The 18,785-nt window shown below is 31.3% G+C and carries 20 protein-coding genes and 2 tRNA genes; 2 read left to right on the top strand and 20 right to left on the bottom strand.

From position 1 onward, the window contains the following. Nucleotides 1-31: 31 nt before the first annotated feature. The 15 genes from Q0891_RS15410 to Q0891_RS15345 all read right to left on the bottom strand — a co-directional run bounded on the left by Q0891_RS15410 (nt 32) and on the right by Q0891_RS15345 (nt 13,174). A tRNA-Tyr gene (locus Q0891_RS15410) sits at nt 32-113 on the bottom strand. Nucleotides 114-186: 73 nt separating this feature from the next. After that, nucleotides 187-260, bottom strand: a tRNA-Thr gene (locus tag Q0891_RS15405). Nucleotides 261-375: 115 nt separating this feature from the next. Then, nucleotides 376-678 (bottom strand): ribosome-associated translation inhibitor RaiA, encoded by a 303-nt coding sequence (raiA, locus tag Q0891_RS15400; protein ID WP_299103065.1) that lies wholly within the window; start codon nt 676-678, stop codon nt 376-378. An 84-nt stretch (nt 679-762) separates the two neighbouring features. Beyond that, nucleotides 763-1,653: a tyrosine-type recombinase/integrase gene (locus Q0891_RS15395; RefSeq protein WP_299103063.1), complete on the bottom strand. Its 891-nt coding sequence runs from the start codon at nt 1,651-1,653 to the stop codon at nt 763-765. Nucleotides 1,654-1,764: 111 nt separating this feature from the next. Next, on the bottom strand, nt 1,765-3,141 hold the full coding sequence (locus tag Q0891_RS15390) for an alpha-amylase (RefSeq protein WP_299103061.1): 1,377 nt from the start codon (nt 3,139-3,141) through the stop codon (nt 1,765-1,767). Between the two features lie 227 nt (nt 3,142-3,368). Further along, complete coding sequence (locus Q0891_RS15385) at nt 3,369-4,535, bottom strand: acyl-CoA dehydrogenase family protein (RefSeq protein ID WP_299103059.1); 1,167 nt, start codon at nt 4,533-4,535, stop codon at nt 3,369-3,371. Between the two features lie 13 nt (nt 4,536-4,548). Next, nucleotides 4,549-5,436, bottom strand: coding sequence for a helix-hairpin-helix domain-containing protein (locus Q0891_RS15380; protein WP_299103057.1), 888 nt, complete (start codon nt 5,434-5,436; stop codon nt 4,549-4,551). Between the two features lie 22 nt (nt 5,437-5,458). Further along, on the bottom strand, nt 5,459-7,054 hold the full coding sequence (locus Q0891_RS15375) for a sodium:alanine symporter family protein (RefSeq protein ID WP_299103055.1): 1,596 nt from the start codon (nt 7,052-7,054) through the stop codon (nt 5,459-5,461). A 93-nt stretch (nt 7,055-7,147) separates the two neighbouring features. Next, nucleotides 7,148-8,173 (bottom strand): TrkA family potassium uptake protein, encoded by a 1,026-nt coding sequence (locus Q0891_RS15370; RefSeq protein ID WP_299103053.1) that lies wholly within the window; start codon nt 8,171-8,173, stop codon nt 7,148-7,150. A gap of 6 nt (nt 8,174-8,179) precedes the next feature. After that, nucleotides 8,180-8,407, bottom strand: coding sequence for a PspC domain-containing protein (locus Q0891_RS15365; protein ID WP_299103051.1), 228 nt, complete (start codon nt 8,405-8,407; stop codon nt 8,180-8,182). A 14-nt stretch (nt 8,408-8,421) separates the two neighbouring features. Then, complete coding sequence (locus Q0891_RS17310; protein WP_367179576.1) at nt 8,422-8,913, bottom strand: DUF2851 family protein; 492 nt, start codon at nt 8,911-8,913, stop codon at nt 8,422-8,424. A 46-nt stretch (nt 8,914-8,959) separates the two neighbouring features. Further along, nucleotides 8,960-9,697, bottom strand: coding sequence for a DUF2851 family protein (locus Q0891_RS17305; RefSeq protein WP_367179575.1), 738 nt, complete (start codon nt 9,695-9,697; stop codon nt 8,960-8,962). A gap of 28 nt (nt 9,698-9,725) precedes the next feature. Continuing rightward, on the bottom strand, nt 9,726-10,601 hold the full coding sequence (locus Q0891_RS15355; protein WP_299103049.1) for a T9SS type A sorting domain-containing protein: 876 nt from the start codon (nt 10,599-10,601) through the stop codon (nt 9,726-9,728). A 203-nt stretch (nt 10,602-10,804) separates the two neighbouring features. Continuing rightward, a complete protein-coding gene (locus Q0891_RS15350; protein WP_299103047.1) occupies nt 10,805-11,785 on the bottom strand; it encodes a PLP-dependent cysteine synthase family protein in 981 nt (326 codons plus the stop codon). 156 nt (nt 11,786-11,941) lie between these two features. Beyond that, nucleotides 11,942-13,174 carry an FtsX-like permease family protein gene (locus Q0891_RS15345; RefSeq protein WP_299103045.1) on the bottom strand — a complete coding sequence of 411 codons (1,233 nt, stop codon included), beginning with the start codon at nt 13,172-13,174 and terminating at the stop codon, nt 11,942-11,944. Nucleotides 13,175-13,183: 9 nt separating this feature from the next. On the opposite strand from Q0891_RS15345, the gene Q0891_RS15340 reads away from it, so the two are divergent. Then, on the top strand, nt 13,184-14,533 hold the full coding sequence (locus Q0891_RS15340) for a DUF1343 domain-containing protein (RefSeq protein ID WP_299103043.1): 1,350 nt from the start codon (nt 13,184-13,186) through the stop codon (nt 14,531-14,533). Here the strand turns inward: Q0891_RS15340 and Q0891_RS15335 are convergent. The 5 genes from Q0891_RS15335 to Q0891_RS15315 form a co-directional block, all read right to left on the bottom strand. Next, entirely contained in the window at nt 14,519-14,686 is a 168-nt protein-coding gene (locus tag Q0891_RS15335; RefSeq protein WP_299103042.1) for a hypothetical protein, read from the bottom strand. The two genes, Q0891_RS15340 and Q0891_RS15335, sit on opposite strands and share 15 nt — an antisense overlap. 162 nt (nt 14,687-14,848) lie before the next feature. Then, complete coding sequence (locus Q0891_RS15330; protein ID WP_299103040.1) at nt 14,849-15,682, bottom strand: glycerophosphodiester phosphodiesterase; 834 nt, start codon at nt 15,680-15,682, stop codon at nt 14,849-14,851. 28 nt (nt 15,683-15,710) lie between these two features. Further along, the gene (locus tag Q0891_RS15325) at nt 15,711-16,553 is read right to left on the bottom strand and encodes a sterol desaturase family protein (RefSeq protein WP_299103038.1); all 843 of its coding nucleotides are present in this window, start codon (nt 16,551-16,553) and stop codon (nt 15,711-15,713) included. Continuing rightward, nucleotides 16,554-17,450, bottom strand: coding sequence for a hypothetical protein (locus Q0891_RS15320; RefSeq protein ID WP_299103036.1), 897 nt, complete (start codon nt 17,448-17,450; stop codon nt 16,554-16,556). Between the two features lie 50 nt (nt 17,451-17,500). Further along, on the bottom strand, nt 17,501-17,995 hold the full coding sequence (locus Q0891_RS15315) for a YkgJ family cysteine cluster protein (RefSeq protein WP_299103034.1): 495 nt from the start codon (nt 17,993-17,995) through the stop codon (nt 17,501-17,503). 70 nt (nt 17,996-18,065) lie between these two features. Between Q0891_RS15315 and Q0891_RS15310 the strand changes: the two genes are divergently transcribed. Next, nucleotides 18,066-18,764 carry a bifunctional 2-polyprenyl-6-hydroxyphenol methylase/3-demethylubiquinol 3-O-methyltransferase UbiG gene (locus Q0891_RS15310; protein ID WP_299103033.1) on the top strand — a complete coding sequence of 233 codons (699 nt, stop codon included), beginning with the start codon at nt 18,066-18,068 and terminating at the stop codon, nt 18,762-18,764. Nucleotides 18,765-18,785: the final 21 nt, after the last annotated feature.

Genomic DNA, 18,785 nt, shown 5'->3' with positions numbered 1-18,785 from the left:
ACACTTTTAAACCTTTACGTGAAAATTTTTGTGGGGAGAGCAGGATTCGAACCTGCGAAGACGTAGTCAGCAGATTTACAGTCTGCCCTCGTTGGCCGCTTGAGTATCTCCCCAAAACTTAAATTCAATATATCAATTTAATAAAAATCTAATTCTTTTTAAATTTAAAAAATTAAACTTTCAAAGAGCCGATGGAGGGACTCGAACCCACGACCTGCTGATTACAAATCAGCTGCTCTAGCCAGCTGAGCTACATCGGCTTTTTCTTACTTTTTTACTACTATAATTAAGCTTAAAAAAAGCCCGCTATTTCTAACGGACTGCAAATGTAAGACTTTATTTAATTATTCAAAACATTTTTTGAAAAAAATTTAATCAACTATGTGCCCTTAATTTTTCTTTTCGTTTTTTAATTTGTCTCCCTAAGGACGCAATCGCAGCATCTGCGCCTTCTTCAAACGATTTGCATTGTTTTTTTACAACAAAACTATCTCCTGGAACGCTTACTTTTACTTCAAAAATTTTATTTTCTTTATCACTTGTGTTCTCAACTTTGAGATACACATCAGACTGAATTATTTTATCATAATACATATCTAATTTGTCCATTCGTTTTTGAATGAAATCTATCAATGAGCTATCTGCCGTAAAATTAACGGATTGGGTGTTTACTTTCATAAATCTTATTTTAAATTAAACATGTAATGTTATTTTATTTGTAACTAAAAATTTTTGGTGGTCTTAATACTATTAAGTCAAAGTTTATTCTCTATTTCTTGGATGTGCATTAGCATGTACCTTTTTTAATTCAGTTATGCTGCTGTGGGTGTAAACTTGTGTTGCAGCTAAACTAGTATGACCTAATAGTTCTTTAACCGTATTTAAATCAGCACCTTTATTTAATAAGTGCGTAGCAAACGAATGTCTTAATACATGAGGGCTGCATTTTGATTTCGAAGATGCTTCACTAAAATACTTATTTATTATTCTGTAAACAAGTTTTTCGTAAATTTTAAGACCATTTTTTGTTAAAAAAAGCATATCACCATCTATAATCTCCGGCAAGTCTTTACGAAACTCTAAATACCGATTTAAAGATTTTTTTAATGAATTAATTAAAGGAATATAGCGTTCTTTATTGCGCTTACCCAATACTTTTATTTGATCATTACCACTATTTATATCATTTAATTTTAAATTGACGAGCTCTATTCGTCTAATACCTGTGGCATACAACAACTCTATTATGAAATGGTTTCTAGCAGTTTCAAAATCTATAATTTCAATAGAATTTTCTAAAACTAATTTTAACTCTTGCTCGGAAAAAGGTAATTGTAACTTCTTCCCAACCTTTAACGCTTTATGTTGTTTGAGGGGATTTGATTCTAATTCTTCGGTCTTTAATAAAAACTTATAGTAACTATTTAATGAGGATACCTTTCGGTTAATTGATCTATTGGATATATTTTTATCTACTAACTCTACTATCCATTGTCTGATCACAGAATAGTTGGCGTTTAATAAATGTTCCGTATCATGATGTTGAATCAAAAATTCTTGAAAATAAATTATATCTCTTGTGTAAGCCATAACCGTATGTTCAGAATATTTCTTTTCTAATAATAAATATTCTGAAAATGCTTTAATACTCATTTTGATTTATTTGATGAAAAATAAATATAACTAATAGTTATGGTTAATAGTCATTTCTTTAAATAAAAAATCCTGCATGTTGCAGGATTTTATCTTTACTCATATAAGTTATTACTTTATTGACCAAACCGAATAACTCTTTGGTGGTGCTTGAATTTTTACCCATTTACCAGATTGAGTAGTAGGTTCCCAACTAGAATGACCAGTATAATCCTTTATTACAGTACTAGACCAATTGGTTTCTACCCATCTTTCTTGCCAAGAATTTGAGTTATTTATATAAACCACTAAGCCATTATTATTGTACCCATTCCTTTTTGCAATATATTCATCGTTATCTGCATGCAAAATATTAGTAGAGCCTCCTGCAAGATTATTATGTATCCATATTAAGTTATTTAAACGCTCTTTATTTAACCATTCTTCGTAATCCTTGTAAAAAATAGTTGGATAGCCTTCATGTGTTAAAATATAAGCATACGCTAAAATTTTATTATTTGTTATTTCGTCTGTATCATGATTAGTAACAAATGTCACTGCTCTAGACGCGTTTTGTTTCCACAACATATTATCATTTAAAGCTGCTAAATTATTTCCCATAAAAGCATCTTTCATTTTATAATAACACGCAAAGTCAAAAGCACTCGCTTCAGCTGAACTCGTCCATGAATTTAACAATGACACATTACTATCCCATAATTCACCAACCGAAAATCCACCTACTTCATCCTTCCATGCTTTTACTACCCATGGATCAAAACCTTTTACATAATCAAAACGCCATCCATCAAAGCCAATAACATCTCTGTAATATTTCGCTACACTATTAGAGTTTTTCCATAACCAATCTTGAACATAGGTTTGGTTATGAGATAAATCTGGAAAACCACCAAAAGCACCACTATCATTATTTTGAATATTATTTGGATGAAAATCAGTTGCTGATCGATAGAATTTTCCTGACATTGGATTAAAATCTGTCCAAGTATTTCCTCCAGAATACGGATTGGACTCGCTAGCTCCTCCACTATTATGGTTAATTACAATATCTGCTATAACGCTAAGCCCGTTTTGATGTGCCGTATTTATCATATTAATCAACTCTGTTCTAGAGCCAAAACGTGTTTCAACACTTCCCATTTGGTTGTATTCTCCAAAATCATAATAATCAAAAGGATCATAACCCATAGAAAATGGGCCATTCTGTGCTTTTGAAGCTGGAGGCACCCAAATTGCATCAATTCCTGCATTACTCCAATCAGCTACTTTTGAGTTTACGGTGTTCCACCATGTACCACCTGCAGGTACATCCCAATAGAAAGCTTGCATCATTACACCAGAGCCTATAGGTTTTAATCCATTTTTAGCATTAGATATAATTGGTTTGGTTGGTTGGATGCTTTGATCTTCTGTAACAATTTCATCCTGACTACAATTAAAAAATAATAGCATTATAAATGCTAATACGTAAAATTTAAAATATTTCATAATATTTAATTTGGTTGTACCTAAAACTAGTAAAATATTAACCTAGCACAAAACCAAAATCTATACGAAAACGTTTTCGTGTTGATAAATAACCAAAATATTACACCAAAAAATATGACATCAACAAAAAACCTATCAAAAAATTGATAGGTTTTAATTTTAGTAAGTATTTACTTCCGTGTTTTTAACTTTTGTTATCGAATTCTAATTGTTCTTAATTGAAACAATTAGGTTGCAGGCTTGTAATCTTTATTATCAATTACCATTTTTGCAATAATCTCTTTCAGAATTTCGGATGTTCCACCACCAATTGGGCCTAAACGACTATCTCTAGCCATACGTGCTAATGGATATTCTTCCATATAACCATAACCACCTAAAAACTGAAGGCATTGATAAATTACATCATCAGCCATTTTTGTAGATTGTAGCTTAGACATTGTTGCCTCTTTTACCACATAATCTCCCATATCTAAACGCTTAGCTACATAATAATTAAACTGTTTACATATTTCCATCTGAGTTTCACAATCTGCATATGTATGTCTTAAGGCCTGAAATTTATCAATTGTTCTTCCAAATGCTGTTCTTTCGGACATATATTGCTTCGCATATTCTAATGCATACTCTGCTCTAGCATGAGAATTCACTCCCATTATTAATCTTTCTAATGCAAAATGCTGCATTATATATGGAAACCCTTGACCTTCTTCTCCCATTAAATTATTTATTGGAATTTCAACATTGTCAAAAGCAATTTCTCCAGTATCAGAAGCTCTCCAACCTAGTTTATCTAATTTAGTGGCTGATATACCTGGCGTATCTCTATCCATTACAAATATGCTAATCCCTTTATTACCTAGCTCAGGACTTGTTTTTGCCGCAACAACCAAATAATCACTATAGACGCCATTTGTAATAAATGTTTTTGATCCATTTATTACATAACTATCTCCTTTTTTTACTGCAGTAGTTCTCATACCTGCAACATCACTTCCGCCGAACGGTTCTGTAATACAAAGACACCCTATTGCATCACCTAGAGCACTTGGTGTTAAAAATTTTTCTTTTTGCTCATGATTACCTTCCTTATTTAAATGCGTCATTGCCAAATAAGCATGTGCCCACATTGCAGCCGCAAAACCACCAGAGTTTATGCGCTGTAATTCTTCAAGGAAAATTACTGTGTAAAACAAATCTAAATCTAATCCACCATACGCCTCTGGAGTTGCCAATCCAAAATAGCCCATATCACCAAATTTTTTCCAGATGAAACGCTCAATGTGGCCAGTTTCTTCCCATTTATCAATATGTGGCACAACTTCTTTATTTAAAAAATCCCTAAGGCTAGTTCTAAATAAATTGTGTTCTTCTGTAAAATATAAATTTGACATAAATAGTTGTTTTTTAGAGGTGCAAATATAGCTTAATTATCTCGAATTTTTTCAACGGAAAATCTTCTACCATTCGTAAATTATCAATTGAACTAAAGCCATCTCTAAGTGTTCTTTCTTCAATAATATTATTCGCAATCTCGTAATCTATATATTGAATAGTAACCAACTGATCTCGTGTTGCTGTATTTAAATTATAGGTTTGGATGGATCTTGGCGTCTTTACTGTAAAATCATTTTTAATACGTTCTATCACTTCTTGCTCTAAACCATATATTTCGTTTAGCTGAATATCTGAAATAAATCCTCCACTAAATTTATCTCGATATTTTATAATCCGTTCTGATAGTTTTTCACCAACACCATAAACTTTTCTTAGTTGACTCGCTGTAGCAATATTTAAATCAATCTTTTGAATATATGATTTCGATGTTGAAGATTTTGAATATGAATTATTATAACCTCGTGACTTTGGTTTTGGGTTGGTAACCCATTCTGGGAATTTAAAATACGGCGAAATTTTTGCCAAAAAGGAATCTGAAACTTTAGTAACATTCTGAAAATCTTTAGCTGAATTTACCCATTGATTAGTTGATCTAAACTTATGTAATCTATCTATTTCTTCGTTAGACATTCCTAAACTATACCCTTTATAGTCTGTAATATAATTAGGATTAAAAGGATAAATTTTTGGTTTCTTGCTTTCTATTTCTACTAAACGCAAAGAATCTATTTCATTTCTAAAAGCTTCTATCTCATTTATATTTTCAGGTAATTCTTCTTTTGAACTAATGTAAAGGTTAGGGACAAACCAATAAAGACATTGAATAATAACAATAAGTGCTAACAATAAAAAAATCCCATTCCGTTGTTGGTTAGAAAACTGGAAATGGGATTTCATATGATTAAGTAATTAAAATATGTTATGCTTTTTTTGCTTTAATGGCCTTCATAAATTTATTGAGTTCTTCTTTTACCTTAGGAGCAAGAATAACTAAACCAATCATGTTTGGTACCATCATTGCAAAAATCATGGCATCTGAAAATCCTATCACAGAACCTAAACTAATTGAAGCTCCTACAATTACAAACAAGCAGAATAAAATTTTATAGATATACTCTGTATTTTTAGATCTTCCGAATAAGTAAGCCCAACCTTGGTAACCATAATATGACCAAGAAATCATAGTACTAAATGCAAATAATACTACGGCAACTGTTAAAACATATGGGAACCAAGAGATAACAGACTCAAATGCTCCAGATGTTAGTAATATAGCATCTGCATCATTTAAACCTGCATTAGCAGAAGTTACGTTACCTGTTATCACTAATACCAAAGCTGTCATTGTACATACCACAACAGTATCTATAAAAGGTTCTAATAAAGCGACCATACCTTCTGATGCTGCATATTTAGTTTTTACGGCTGAATGTGCAATAGACGCTGACCCAACACCTGCTTCATTTGAAAAGGCTGCTCTTCTAAATCCTTGTACTAAAACACCAATTGCTCCACCTGCTACACCTTCTGGACTAAATGCTCCATTAAATATTTGTACGAATGCGTCACCAACCATGCTGAAGTTAGCAAAGATTACAAAAAGTGAAGCAGCTACATAGATGGCAACCATAAATGGTACGATCTTATCCGTAACTTTCGCGATTTTTTTGATACCACCAATAATTACGATACCAACAAGAATCGACATTACCAAACCAAATACCCAACGATATCCATTTATAAACGATTCTTCACCTCCTGTCATATGCTCAAATAATTGAGCAGCTTGGTTGACTTGAAACATGTTTCCACCTCCAAAAGAGCCACCAATTACAAATACTGCGAAAACTGCGGCTAATACTTTTCCTAAACCACCTAATCCCTTAGAGTTTAAACCTTTTGTTAAATAATACATTGGTCCGCCAAATACGGTTCCGTTTTCATCAATATCTCGATATTTCACACCTAATGTACATTCCACAAATTTAGAGGCCATACCTAGAAAACCTGCAACTATCATCCAAAATGTTGCACCAGCTCCACCAATTGATACTGCAATAGCGACACCTGCAATATTTCCTAAACCTACGGTTGCAGATAAAGCAGCTGTTAGTGCCTGGAAATGTGACACCTCACCTTCATGGTCTTCAATTGCTATAGTTTCTATATTATCACCTCCTGGAGTTGAATCACCTGCGGCAACTAAAGATTCATGATGATCTATATCATCATATTTTCCTCTTACTATATTTACTGATGTAAAAAAGCCTTTAAAATTTATAAACTTAAAATAAACAGTAAAGTATAATGCTCCTAAAATTAATGGAAACAATACCCAAAAGACTTTTATTCCTCCTCCAAAATCTATTTGATAAAAAATAGCTTTTACAAACCAGCCTGTTGCATTACCAAAAGCTTCGTCTATTTTTTGGTCAATACCTACCTCTTGGGCATCTTGAGCAAAGTTTAATAAAGGTAATAAAAGGGCAAAAATTGATAGAAGATATTTCTTCATGAGTAAGGGTTCTTAGTTAGTTTTATTATTAAAGATGACAAGATGCTAAAAAATATTGAGTTTTTAAAGTCAATTACGTTAAAATGGCTGCTTCTACTGACCAATATTGAATTCTAAATTCAATTTTCTTATTTGTTCTGGTCGTCCTAAAACAATTACTTTAGAGCCCGGAATTAGCTTAGTATCAGCTTCTGGGTTTACTATATATTCGCCTTTATCGTCTTTAAACCCTATTACTGTACAACCTGATTTTTTACGAAGATCTAATTCCCTAATGGTCTTAACCTCACTAATATTATAAAGTTGCTCTACTTGTACTTCTTCAATATTAATATTTCGTTCACCTACAATTCCAAGGTTATCTATAAATTCTACTAAATCTGGAATTACAACTAATGAAGCCATATGGTCTCCACCAATTTTATCTGGTAAAATAACATTATTGGCACCTGCTAACTTTAATTTATTATATGATGTTTCTTGAGATGCTCTACTTATAATTTTTAATTGTTTGTTTATCTGTCTAGCAGACAAAACCACAAACAAGTTATCTGCATCGCTTGGTAACGCACTAATTAAAGTATTTGCTTTATCTATACCAGCTTCATTTAATACTTCATCTTCATTTGCATTTCCAAAAACATAAGGAATAGAGTCTTCTTGTAGTTTTTCTATAATATCCTTATCGCGTTCAATAACGACATAAGGTTTATTGTAATCTTCTAGCTTTCTTGCTGCTTGTTTTCCGTTTCGACCAAAACCACAAATGATAATATGATTAGTCATGGCATCAATTTTCTTTTGCATTTTTCGTTTTTTTATGTCTTCAAAGTTATTTTTACTAAGTATAAATTCAGTAATAATAGAAATTGCATAACCTACAATAACTACGCTTGCTAAAATTAGAAATATAGTAAATATTTTAGATTGGGTGTCTAATGGATTTACTTCTGCAAACCCAACAGTGGTAATAGTTATTACCGTCATGTAAATAGCATCTAACCAGTCGTAATCTGAGATAAACCTATAACCACAGATCCCAACAGTGAGCAAAAACACTAGCATCATTATTGCCGTGTAAATCTTTGATCTATATAGTCTTATTAGCGGATTATCCATTGTGAATTATAAATCGAAAACCGAAGAGCGTTTAGTGTAGATGATATCTTTAATTCGCATCCAAAATGCCAAAAAAACATAAAGCGCAAAACCAAAACCAACGGTTACAAATGTGAGATACATAAATGAAGTTCTTACAATTTTTGCACGTATTCCCAGACGATCTGCAATACGTTGACACACGTAATAGCCTCGTTTTTGAAAATATAATAATAAACTGTGAGATTTATTCATGATATGCAAGTTACCTAATTTTTAACGATTAAGCTATTACCAATTGCACATTGTAAACACTTATTTTTATCGCAATAATTTTGTTTTAATTGAATTAACGCTTGAGAATTTAGCGCGTTTTTATCTATAGTCTTTAAATCTAAAAATTTTGACACCACACTGTTACTCTCTATTTTCAGTTCTTTGATAAGTTGAAAAACATCATCGTCTATAGATTTTCCTTGAGATTGAGCATAGCTAAACTGAATAGGAATTAAGGTATTTATAATTACTAAATCTATAAATGATTTGGATAATTGCTTCTTTGAAGATGTAGAAGGCTTTTGAAATGTATAATGGGTTTTCCAAAAATCCGTTACGCCTAAATTGAAAAACTCGTAAATAGCTTCTTTAGATTTAAGTTGTAGTAATTTAGAAAACAGACCTTGTTCTTTACCATACAAATTTGCAAATTGAGATAAACGAATGGTAGGAAAATTAGGAGGTCTTAATCTAAAGAATTGCAATGGTAATACACCAAGATTAATTAGATTAAATTTTTGTTTCAGGAATTCATAACTTTTTTTTTAAATCGTTAAAGTAGACCTCTTCAACATTAGAATCTCGCAATAGGTTTGATTGGCCAAATAGTAATGCCTCTATATCTAAAACATCACTTTGTAATTTTCTAATTATTGAAAAGTCAATAGAATTGGCCAAGCTGAAGAATGGTTCTCCATTCACTTTTAATCCAAAGTTTTTTAATAACATTTTAAACAATACAGCTTCCCAATCGTTATTGGACTCCTTTAACAATTGATGAATAGTTTGTGATTTCCGTTCTATTCTATCTATATACAAACGTTCTAACCAATTATTAAATAAAAAATCATCAACATCCGCAAAACTAGATTCACAATTAATCCAAGACTTAGACTCCATAAGTTGTTTATACTTATGAATTAAGCTTAAATCCACGTAGTGTTTTAATTCTAAAGTTGGTATTTCAGAATTATTCTTTCTGTAAATTTCGGTATCATGTTCCCAAACAACGTGAAGAATTACATTATCATAGGCCTTATCCGTTTCGTGATTATGAACATACCAATCTGAAGATTTTATATGAATCTCCACATTACCAGCCCAAAGTTGATTTTCAATACTAAGTTGCGCATTAAAGAAATCTGGTCCAGAATTATGGTTGTGTTGTCCTAAATTAGTAATACTAATTAATTCTCCTTTCGTAGTTTTTAAAACAGATGAATCAAAAGTTTTATGTTTCCAGATGTAGTGAAGGAAATCTTCTTGCATGCTCTAAAATAGAGAATTCGATTTTAACTTATGACTTTATTAGTTTTTTTGTTATGGATTCACCTTCGGAAGTTAAAATTTTTAAAAGATAAACTCCTGATTTAAGAGTTGATGAGAAATTTTCAAAACCTATAATCGAAGACGATTTGTATACTTGTTTTCCTAACACGTCGAATAAAACCAATGATTTTATTGGTTGATTAATATCAATATTAACTTTATCCTTGAAAGGTTGAGGATAAATTTTAGCCTCAAATTGTATGCTGTCTTCAGTAGATAGGAGCATACCATAATCAACAGGTGTCGCTGTTGAAATTAATGAAACATAATTATCTAATTCAGCTTTTAATATACTAGAATCACATCTGCACTTAAGATTATATGTGTTTCCACCCCAATTGCTATCATTTAATTCAAAAGTTACAACATTATAATCTAAAAACAACTGGTTAAGCAGAGTATCATTAGTTTCAATTATACCATTAGAACTTACTCCAGTTGGTATTCCTATGGTATCATCTACTAAATGAATATACAACCCATTTATCAAAAAATTATCTGTTTCTAAACCTGCATAAGCCACAACCGTATTATATTCTAATAAATCTGAAATCAATTCACTTTCATCACAACTATTACACCTAATTTTAGCGTACAAAGAGTAACTATTATTGTAAAACCCATTTGATGAACTGGGATAAAGTGATTCATAAAAAGATGTTTCGTGTAAACTAAATATAGCATTCAAACCATCATCTGTTGAAGTTGAAACTGGCACAGCATTGCCCATAAAAATTGGTTCACCCATTTGTGGATTAACCAGCTCTATTTGAACATAAGTAATCTGAGCAAACCCAAAATTACCAAAAAGAATAACTAGTATAAAAATGTATAATTGCCTCATGATAAATTGTTTAGTTATATAAAAATAACAAAATAAAGATTATTCATCTCAAAACACTCAATTAAAAACAATTATGAACACCTCTCAATCCATAAAAACTGCCCTATATAACTTATTGACAATGATATAAATAAAAAAATCCTGACTACTAATCAGGATTTTTAATTATAAAATTTTAGTTTCATGGGTGTTACAAGAATAATCTATTCTATGTATCCCATCTCACGCATCCAATCATCATTGAACATTTTTCCGACATAACGACTTCCATGATCGTGAAATAAAACCACAACGACATCGTCTGGTTTAAAATGTTCTTTTAATTGCAACACACCTTTTATAGCTGAACCGGCAGAATTCCCTAAAAACATACCTTCTTCTTTTGCCAAACGTTGTGTATAAACACATGCATCTTTATCTGTTACTTTGGTAAAGCCGTCAATAAGATCAAAGTTTACATTCTTTGGCAAAATATCTTCACCAATTCCTTCTGTAACATAAGGATAGATTTCGTCTTCGTCAAAGATTCCTGTTTCGTGATATTTTTTAAATACTGATCCATAGGTATCAACGCCCCAAACTTTAATATCAGGATTTTGTTCCTTTAAATATTTAGCAACACCAGAAATAGTTCCACCTGTACCTACACCTACAACGAAGTGGGTAATTTTACCTTCGGTTTGTTTCCAAATCTCAGGTCCTGTGCTTTGGTAATGCGCTTTGGTATTACTTGGGTTATCATATTGGTTAACATACCATGCATTTGGCGTTTCTTCACCTAAACGTTTTGAAACCGAATAATAACTACGTGGATCTGTTGGCTCAACATCTGTAGGGCAAACAATTACTTCTGCTCCAACAGCACGCATAATATCTACCTTTTCTTTAGATTGCTTATCTGCCATTACAAAAATACATTTGTAACCTTTAACAATAGCGGCTAAGGCCAATCCCATTCCTGTATTACCAGAAGTTCCTTCTATTATAGTTCCTCCAGGTTTTAATCTTCCGTCAGCCTCTGCATCTTCAATCATCTGCAAAGCCATTCGGTCTTTAACAGAATTTCCAGGGTTAAAAGTTTCATACTTAGCGAGGACTAAACATGGTAATTCTTCTACTAATTTATTCATTTTAACCATAGGTGTATTACCTATCGTTCCTAATATATTATCTACGTAATCCATTTCTATTTATTAGTATTTATAACGGTAAAATTTTTGCGTCTTAATTATATACTTGTAATTATTGAAGCTTTCCCAAAGACTTTATATAGCGTTATACTTTTAAAAGTGCAAAAATAACTGAAAAGTTATTTACATAAAGTTAATTGCTAGTTATTATTAATCGAACCTCATCGCTTTCACTGGCGAAATTTTTGAGATAATCACAGAAGGTATTAATAACATTAACAGACAGGCTACAAATGTGCCAATATTTAATAAAAGAATATAATCCCAACTAATATAAACTGGCGCTGTACTTACATAATAGGTGTCAGGATTTAAAGGAAAAAGCTTTAGATATTTCTGTGCAAATAGCAAGCCTAAACCAATAAGATTTCCCCAGAACAGGCCTAATCCAATTAAATAAGACGCATTATACAAAAATACTTTTCTTATCGTCCAATTAGAACTTCCCAAGGCTTTTAAAATCCCAATCATTTGTGTACGTTCTAGTATTAATACAAGTAAGGCTGTTATCATATTTATGCCAGCTACGATAATCATTATGGCTATAATGCCATAAGTATTGTTATCGAAAATTTTAATCCACTCGAAAATAGTATAGTATTTTTGAGTAATAGATATAGCATTTAAATGCGAATCCGTATTTTTATATACGTGTTGACTGATGGATTCAATTTCTGAAAAATCATCAATAAAAACTTCAAAATTCCCAACTTGATCCGATTCCCATCTATTCAATCGCTGCACATGTCTTAAATCTGCGAGAAGAAATTTTTCGTCGAGTTCTTGAAAACCAGAATTATAAATTCCGACGATTTCAAAATTCATTATTCTAGGCAATTTATCTATTTGTTCAGCAAAAACAGTTTGAAACTTACCACCAACCACAAAACCTAATCTTTTAGCTAAATAAGATGAGATCAAAACTTGCTCATTACGCTTTTGAGAATAGTCTGGGAGTTTACCATCTACCAAAAATTCTTCGAAATAATCCCAATTATAATCTGCTCCAACACCTTTTACCACTACACCTTCAAAATCAGTTTCGGTTCTAATAATTCCGAATTTTGTAGCAACTGCCTGAACATGTTTTATTCCTTCTACGCTCTCAAAATCTGGGTAAAAATCTTGATTTATTGAAATAGGAATTTGTGACTCATCGGATGCATTAGAGTCATAATTAGTAATTTCAATATGGCCATTAAAAGCGACTACCTTATCTCTGATTTTTTGTTGTAAACCTAAGCCAGTCGCGATAGCAATAAGCATTACAATAATACCAATTGCAATTGCCGCGATACCAATTTTAATAATTGGTGCCGAAACACTACTTTTATACGTTTTATTGCCAATTATACGTTTAGCTATAAATAACTCGAAATTCAAACCTACTCTATGCTTTTAAAGGTTGTCAAAAATACAGTTTTATTCTCGATAATTATTGGGATTTTATTCATTACGTTTTCTTGTGGAAACAAAGTGAAGTCTGAAACTGGTTGTGCAATAGAAAATATTTCAATAAAAAAAGATTCATCTCATGGTAATAGTGCGTTAGAAGAAATTATGACCACTGAATCTAAACAGGTTGATGATGTAACTCCAACTGACCATTCTATTATAGTTGGCGCAAATAGAACTGAATTATATATCCCAATTTTAAAAGGAAAACGTGTTGGTATTGTAGCAAATCTAACAAGCGTTATTGACGTTGCACCTAGAAACTCTAGTCTGCATAATACTACGAACTTATACATACATTTAGTAGACTCACTATTAAAACATCAGATTAATATTAAAAAAGTATTTTCTCCTGAACATGGTTTTAGAGGAACTGCAGATGCTGGCGAACTCGTAAAAGATGGTGTTGACACCAAAACAAGTTTACCAATAATTTCTTTACATGGAAAGCACAAAAAACCTACAGAATCTCATTTAAAAGATATAGATCTTATGATCTTTGACATTCAAGATGTTGGTGTACGTTTTTACACTTATATTTCTACCTTGCATTATGTTATGGAAGCTTGTGCAGAGCAAAACATTCCTTTATTAATATTAGATCGTCCAAACCCGAATGGAAATTATATAGATGGTCCTATTTTAGAAAAAAAACACAGTAGTTTTTTAGGAATGCATCCTATTCCATTAGTACATGGCATGACCATTGGTGAATATGCGAAAATGATCAATGGCGAAGGGTGGCTAAAAAATGGTATTAAATGTAATATTATTATTGTAGAATTAAAAAACTACAGTCATTCTAGTTCTTATAATCTACCTATAAGGCCTTCTCCAAACTTACCAAATAATCAATCTATACTATTATATCCTAGTTTAGGTTTATTTGAAGGTACAAACATTAATGCTGGTAGAGGTACCGAATTTCAGTTTCAACGTTATGGTGCGCCGTTTTTAGACAAGAATTATTACGAGTTTTCGTATACACCAATCGCAAATTTTGGTTCAAAGTATCCAAAACATCAAAATGAAGTTTGCTATGGCGCTGACTTATCTAAAATAAAAGCGGAACGTCATTTTACTTTGAAATATGTTTTAGATGCTTACAATAATGCTAAGGATAAATCTAAATTTTTCAACACTAGTAATTTTACTGCACATGCTGGCACAAAAATTTTACAGCAACAAATTGAATCTGGTTTAACAGAAGAGGCCATTCGAGCCACATGGAAAGACGGCTTAGAATCTTATAAAAAAACCCGAAGTGCATATTTAATCTATAACTAATTTATTATTATAGATGTTAGAATTTGAATTGTCTATTAATTCTGCAGCTCTGTTTTCAGTCTCGTTTTTAAGTTTAGCGTTTTCGTAATTTAATGTATATCCTAATAAGAAGGTAAGGACAACTACAAGGAAAATGCGTATAAAGTTTTTCAAAATAAAAATATAATAAGCATCACTATAGCAGTGATAACATGTTTAAAATAATTTCCCTCAATTCTAAACCTAAGTATTTAAACTGGTTAACCACTTAAAAATCCTACAAAATGCATAAAAAAGAGAAGAAGTGTAGTGTTTTATACTTTTATATTGATATTATTACTGTATTACCTTAATTAAACGATCTGGATAATCACTTATAATACCATCGACGTCCCAAGATATTAATTGCTTCATGTCTTGCTCTTCATTCACTGTCCAAGGAATAACTTTAAAGTTCTCTGCCTTTAAATTTCTAACCTTAGTTGCATCTAATAATTTGTAATAAGGACTAATAATTTCAGGTAACTTTACAATATCAAGCATTGAAATTTTTCTCCAAATTTCTTCGTCTTCTTCTACCAATAAAGCAATTACTATATTGGGCGATTGTTTTCTAATTTCTCTTAAGATTCTAATATCAAATGATTGAAGAACGACATGAGATTCTACATGATGCTTATTAATAACATCTAAAACCAGTTTTACATATCGATCTGGTTGTGGCGTAAAAGTATTGTAATATTCTTCCTCTGATTTAATCTCAATATTATAAGTAACATTAGATATTTTTTGTTTTACAAGCTCAAAAACCTCAGATAACAGCGGCTTATACACTTTTAATTTTTCTTGATTTGGGTAAGTAGGATGAAATTTTGTGCCACAATCAAACTTTTTGATTTCATTATAATTCATTTCAAATAAATTATAATATTTTTCTAATGCATCAGGAATTTCGTTACCAATTGCATCTAAACATATCAAAGGATTCATAAAAGGTTCATGCGATACTACGACTTTATTATCCTTAGAAATAACAATATCTAACTCTAAAGTATTAACACCTAAATCCATTGCTTTATTAAAAGCAGGCAATGTGTTTTCTGGCATTAATCCTCTGCAACCTCTGTGTCCTTGAACATCAAATTTTTTATGGTTTTTACTACAGCTCATAAATAACAGCGAAATAATTAATATTATATTAATCTTCGAGATCTGCAGACAGTGTTGCTTTTTCATAACTCTGAAATGGTTGTTTAAGCAACTCTTTTATATTACTGTTTTTTACTTCATCTGGAAAGACGTCTACACCATAAATTAATTTTTCGCGATCCATATACATGTAAGTTCCAAAAATACGATCCCAAACACTAAAAATGTTTCCGTAATTAGAATCTGTATATGGCAATCTATAATGATGATGAGTTTTGTGCATATCTGGAGAGATAATAAAATAGCTTAATGCTTTATCTAAACCTTTTGGCAACTTTATATTAGCATGTGTAAATTGCGTAAATATTAATGACATCGCTTGGTATAACATTACTAAAGCAATTGGTGTACCTACTACAAAAACACCTAATAAAGTAAACGAGAATCGAATTAAACTCTCTACAGGATGATGCCTATTTGCTGTTGTAGTATCTACATTGTGGTCTGTGTGATGAACGAGATGCACCATCCATAATGGTTTTACCTTGTGCTCTACGTAATGTGCTAAATAAGCACCAAAAAAATCTAGCAATAAAACTCCGAGTAAAGCATATAACCATAATGGCATTTGCGGAAGCCAGTTTATAATTCCGAAATCATTAGCTTTTACCCAATCAGCAGAGCCTAATAGTAAAAATGCTAAGGCAAAATTTATAATAATTGTTGTTAAAGTAAAAAACAGATTTGGCAATGCATGTTTCCATTTTTTGTATTTAAATTTAAATAAAGGTAAGCCTCCTTCTAATACCCAAAAAAAAGTTAATCCTCCAATTAAAATAAGACTCCTGTGTAGAGATGGAATCGTTTCGAAGTAATTAATAATGTTCTCCAATTAGTTTTTATTTAAGTTGATAATCTTTTGTGCCTTCTTCAAATTTACAGAAGAAATCTTAGAATCCCATTTTTCTGCATTTGATTTATCGTCTAAAATCATATATGCTGTATAATATAAAAAAGCCACAAACGTCTCGTTATTAGCCTCTACAGATTCTGACTCCACCTTTTTTAATAGCCTTAAAACTTTTTTAGGCCGCTTATTAATTAAACTATATTGAATTTTTAAAAGAGCCACACGTTGAGTTAAGGGTTTCTGATCGCTTTTACCATCTAAAAAGGCTTTCGCTTCTTCTAAGTATATTTCAGAAAGTTTTATTACATCACGTCTTACACTCTTATCTAAATACATAGAAAAATCTAAATATTTTGAAGCTAAATAATATGCCGAATAAAAATCTTTCTTTTGACGATAGCCACTCAGTTCTAATGCTAAAAACTCTGTATTTAATGCATATCTCTGAATAAAAACAGAAATATTTTCATAATCTTCTGAGTTGCTATCTACATTTAAAATGTTTCCGTTAACATCTAATATCTTAATAGAATCATCGTTAAACTTATCAATATAGGCTTGACTTCTCTTACCTTTTATCTCTGCATATAAATCTGAATATTCATACTCATTAACAATAACTGGCACAAAGTTTTCCCAGATTAATGGACTTACATTTTCATCTTCAAACAAGTTACTTATTAAAACAACATTACCATAATCATCATTTACAAAAACAGGATATTGAAATTTTGTAGTTTCTTCCCAAACCATCAATATCATTTTATTCTCCACAGATGCTAAACTTTGAGCAATTTCTAAATTAGTCATCCAAGCCTGCGAAAATGAACAGTTCACCGTGAAAAGAACACATGCTGCTGTTATAATAAAATTTCTCATAAATATTTTTTTAAAACTTTAGTCATCAATAATTATTCCTAAATGAAAAATTAGTGTTGAATTCTTTTTTTCATTTCCTCAACGATATTAAAAGCTGCCGGACAAATGGCTACATTCTTTAAAGTTAAATTAGAAATTTGCTGAAATTTCTTTCTATCAGTATGCGGAAATTCTCTACATGCCTTTGGTCTCACATCATAAATTGAGCAATAATTATCAGCTCCCAAAAAAGTACATGGTACGGATTGCAACACATAATCATTTTCTTCATCTAGGCGCAAATAATTTTTTATAAACTGTTGCTCTTTCATTTTAAAAGATTTCGCAATACGTTGAATATCCTTATCTGTAAATAAAGGACCTGTTGTTTTACAGCAATTAGCACATTCTAAACAGTCAGTACGTTCAAACTCATCTTCGTGCAATTCTTGCATTAAATAATCGAGTTGTTTTGGTGGTTTCTTTTTTAGCTTCGCAAAAAAGGTTTTATTCTCCTTATGTTTATCTTTGGCGAGCTTTGGAAGGTTATTGATTTGGTCTTGCATACAACAAATTTAAGTAAAGTTCTCGATACAATTTTGAGAAAAACCGAAATCACTCGAACTGACAGAAATTATGAAAAAAGATATTTTTGGAAAAGCATTATTAGATTACCAAAACGGAAATTATTCTGAAGATATAATTACATCCACTAATATTTCTGATGAAGATACCTTACCTCTTCCTTACTTATTTAGACTCTATGCAGACATGCCTCTACTAGAGCAAAAGGCTTTGCAATTATCCAAAGGAAATATTTTGGATGTCGGTTGTGGCTCCGGAAGCCATTCACTGTGGTTACAAAATAAAGGACTAAACGTAAAAGCTATTGATAACTCTGAAGGTGCTATAAAAGTTGCTAAAAAACGAGGTGTAATTAATGCTGAACTAAAACCAATTTTAGAAGAAACTGAAACGTTTGACACAATTTTGTTATTAATGAATGGCACAGGAATTTTTCAGGAATTGTCCCTTGTTTCCCAAAACTTGAAGCATTTAAAATCTATATTAAAACCAGAAGGTCAAATTCTTATTGATTCTTCTGATATTTCTTATATGTATGAAGATGAAGATGGTGGACAATGGTTAGATTTAAATCAAGGTTATCCTGGAGAACTCAATTATTTTCTATCTTATAAAGGCGAAAAAGAAACCGCTATGAAATGGTTATATCTAGATTTTGAAACTTTAAAAACGGCTTGTTTAACGGTTGGATTAAATTGTGAGAAAGTTATGGATGGTGAGCATTTTGATTATTTGGCACGCTTGTTTTGAGCTGCTTCTGTTTAAATTAAT

Origin of the sequence: uncultured Winogradskyella sp., assembly GCF_947498005.1 — a bacterium.
GTDB lineage: Bacteria > Bacteroidota > Bacteroidia > Flavobacteriales > Flavobacteriaceae > Winogradskyella.
This window is presented reverse-complemented; position numbering and strand designations above follow the sequence as displayed.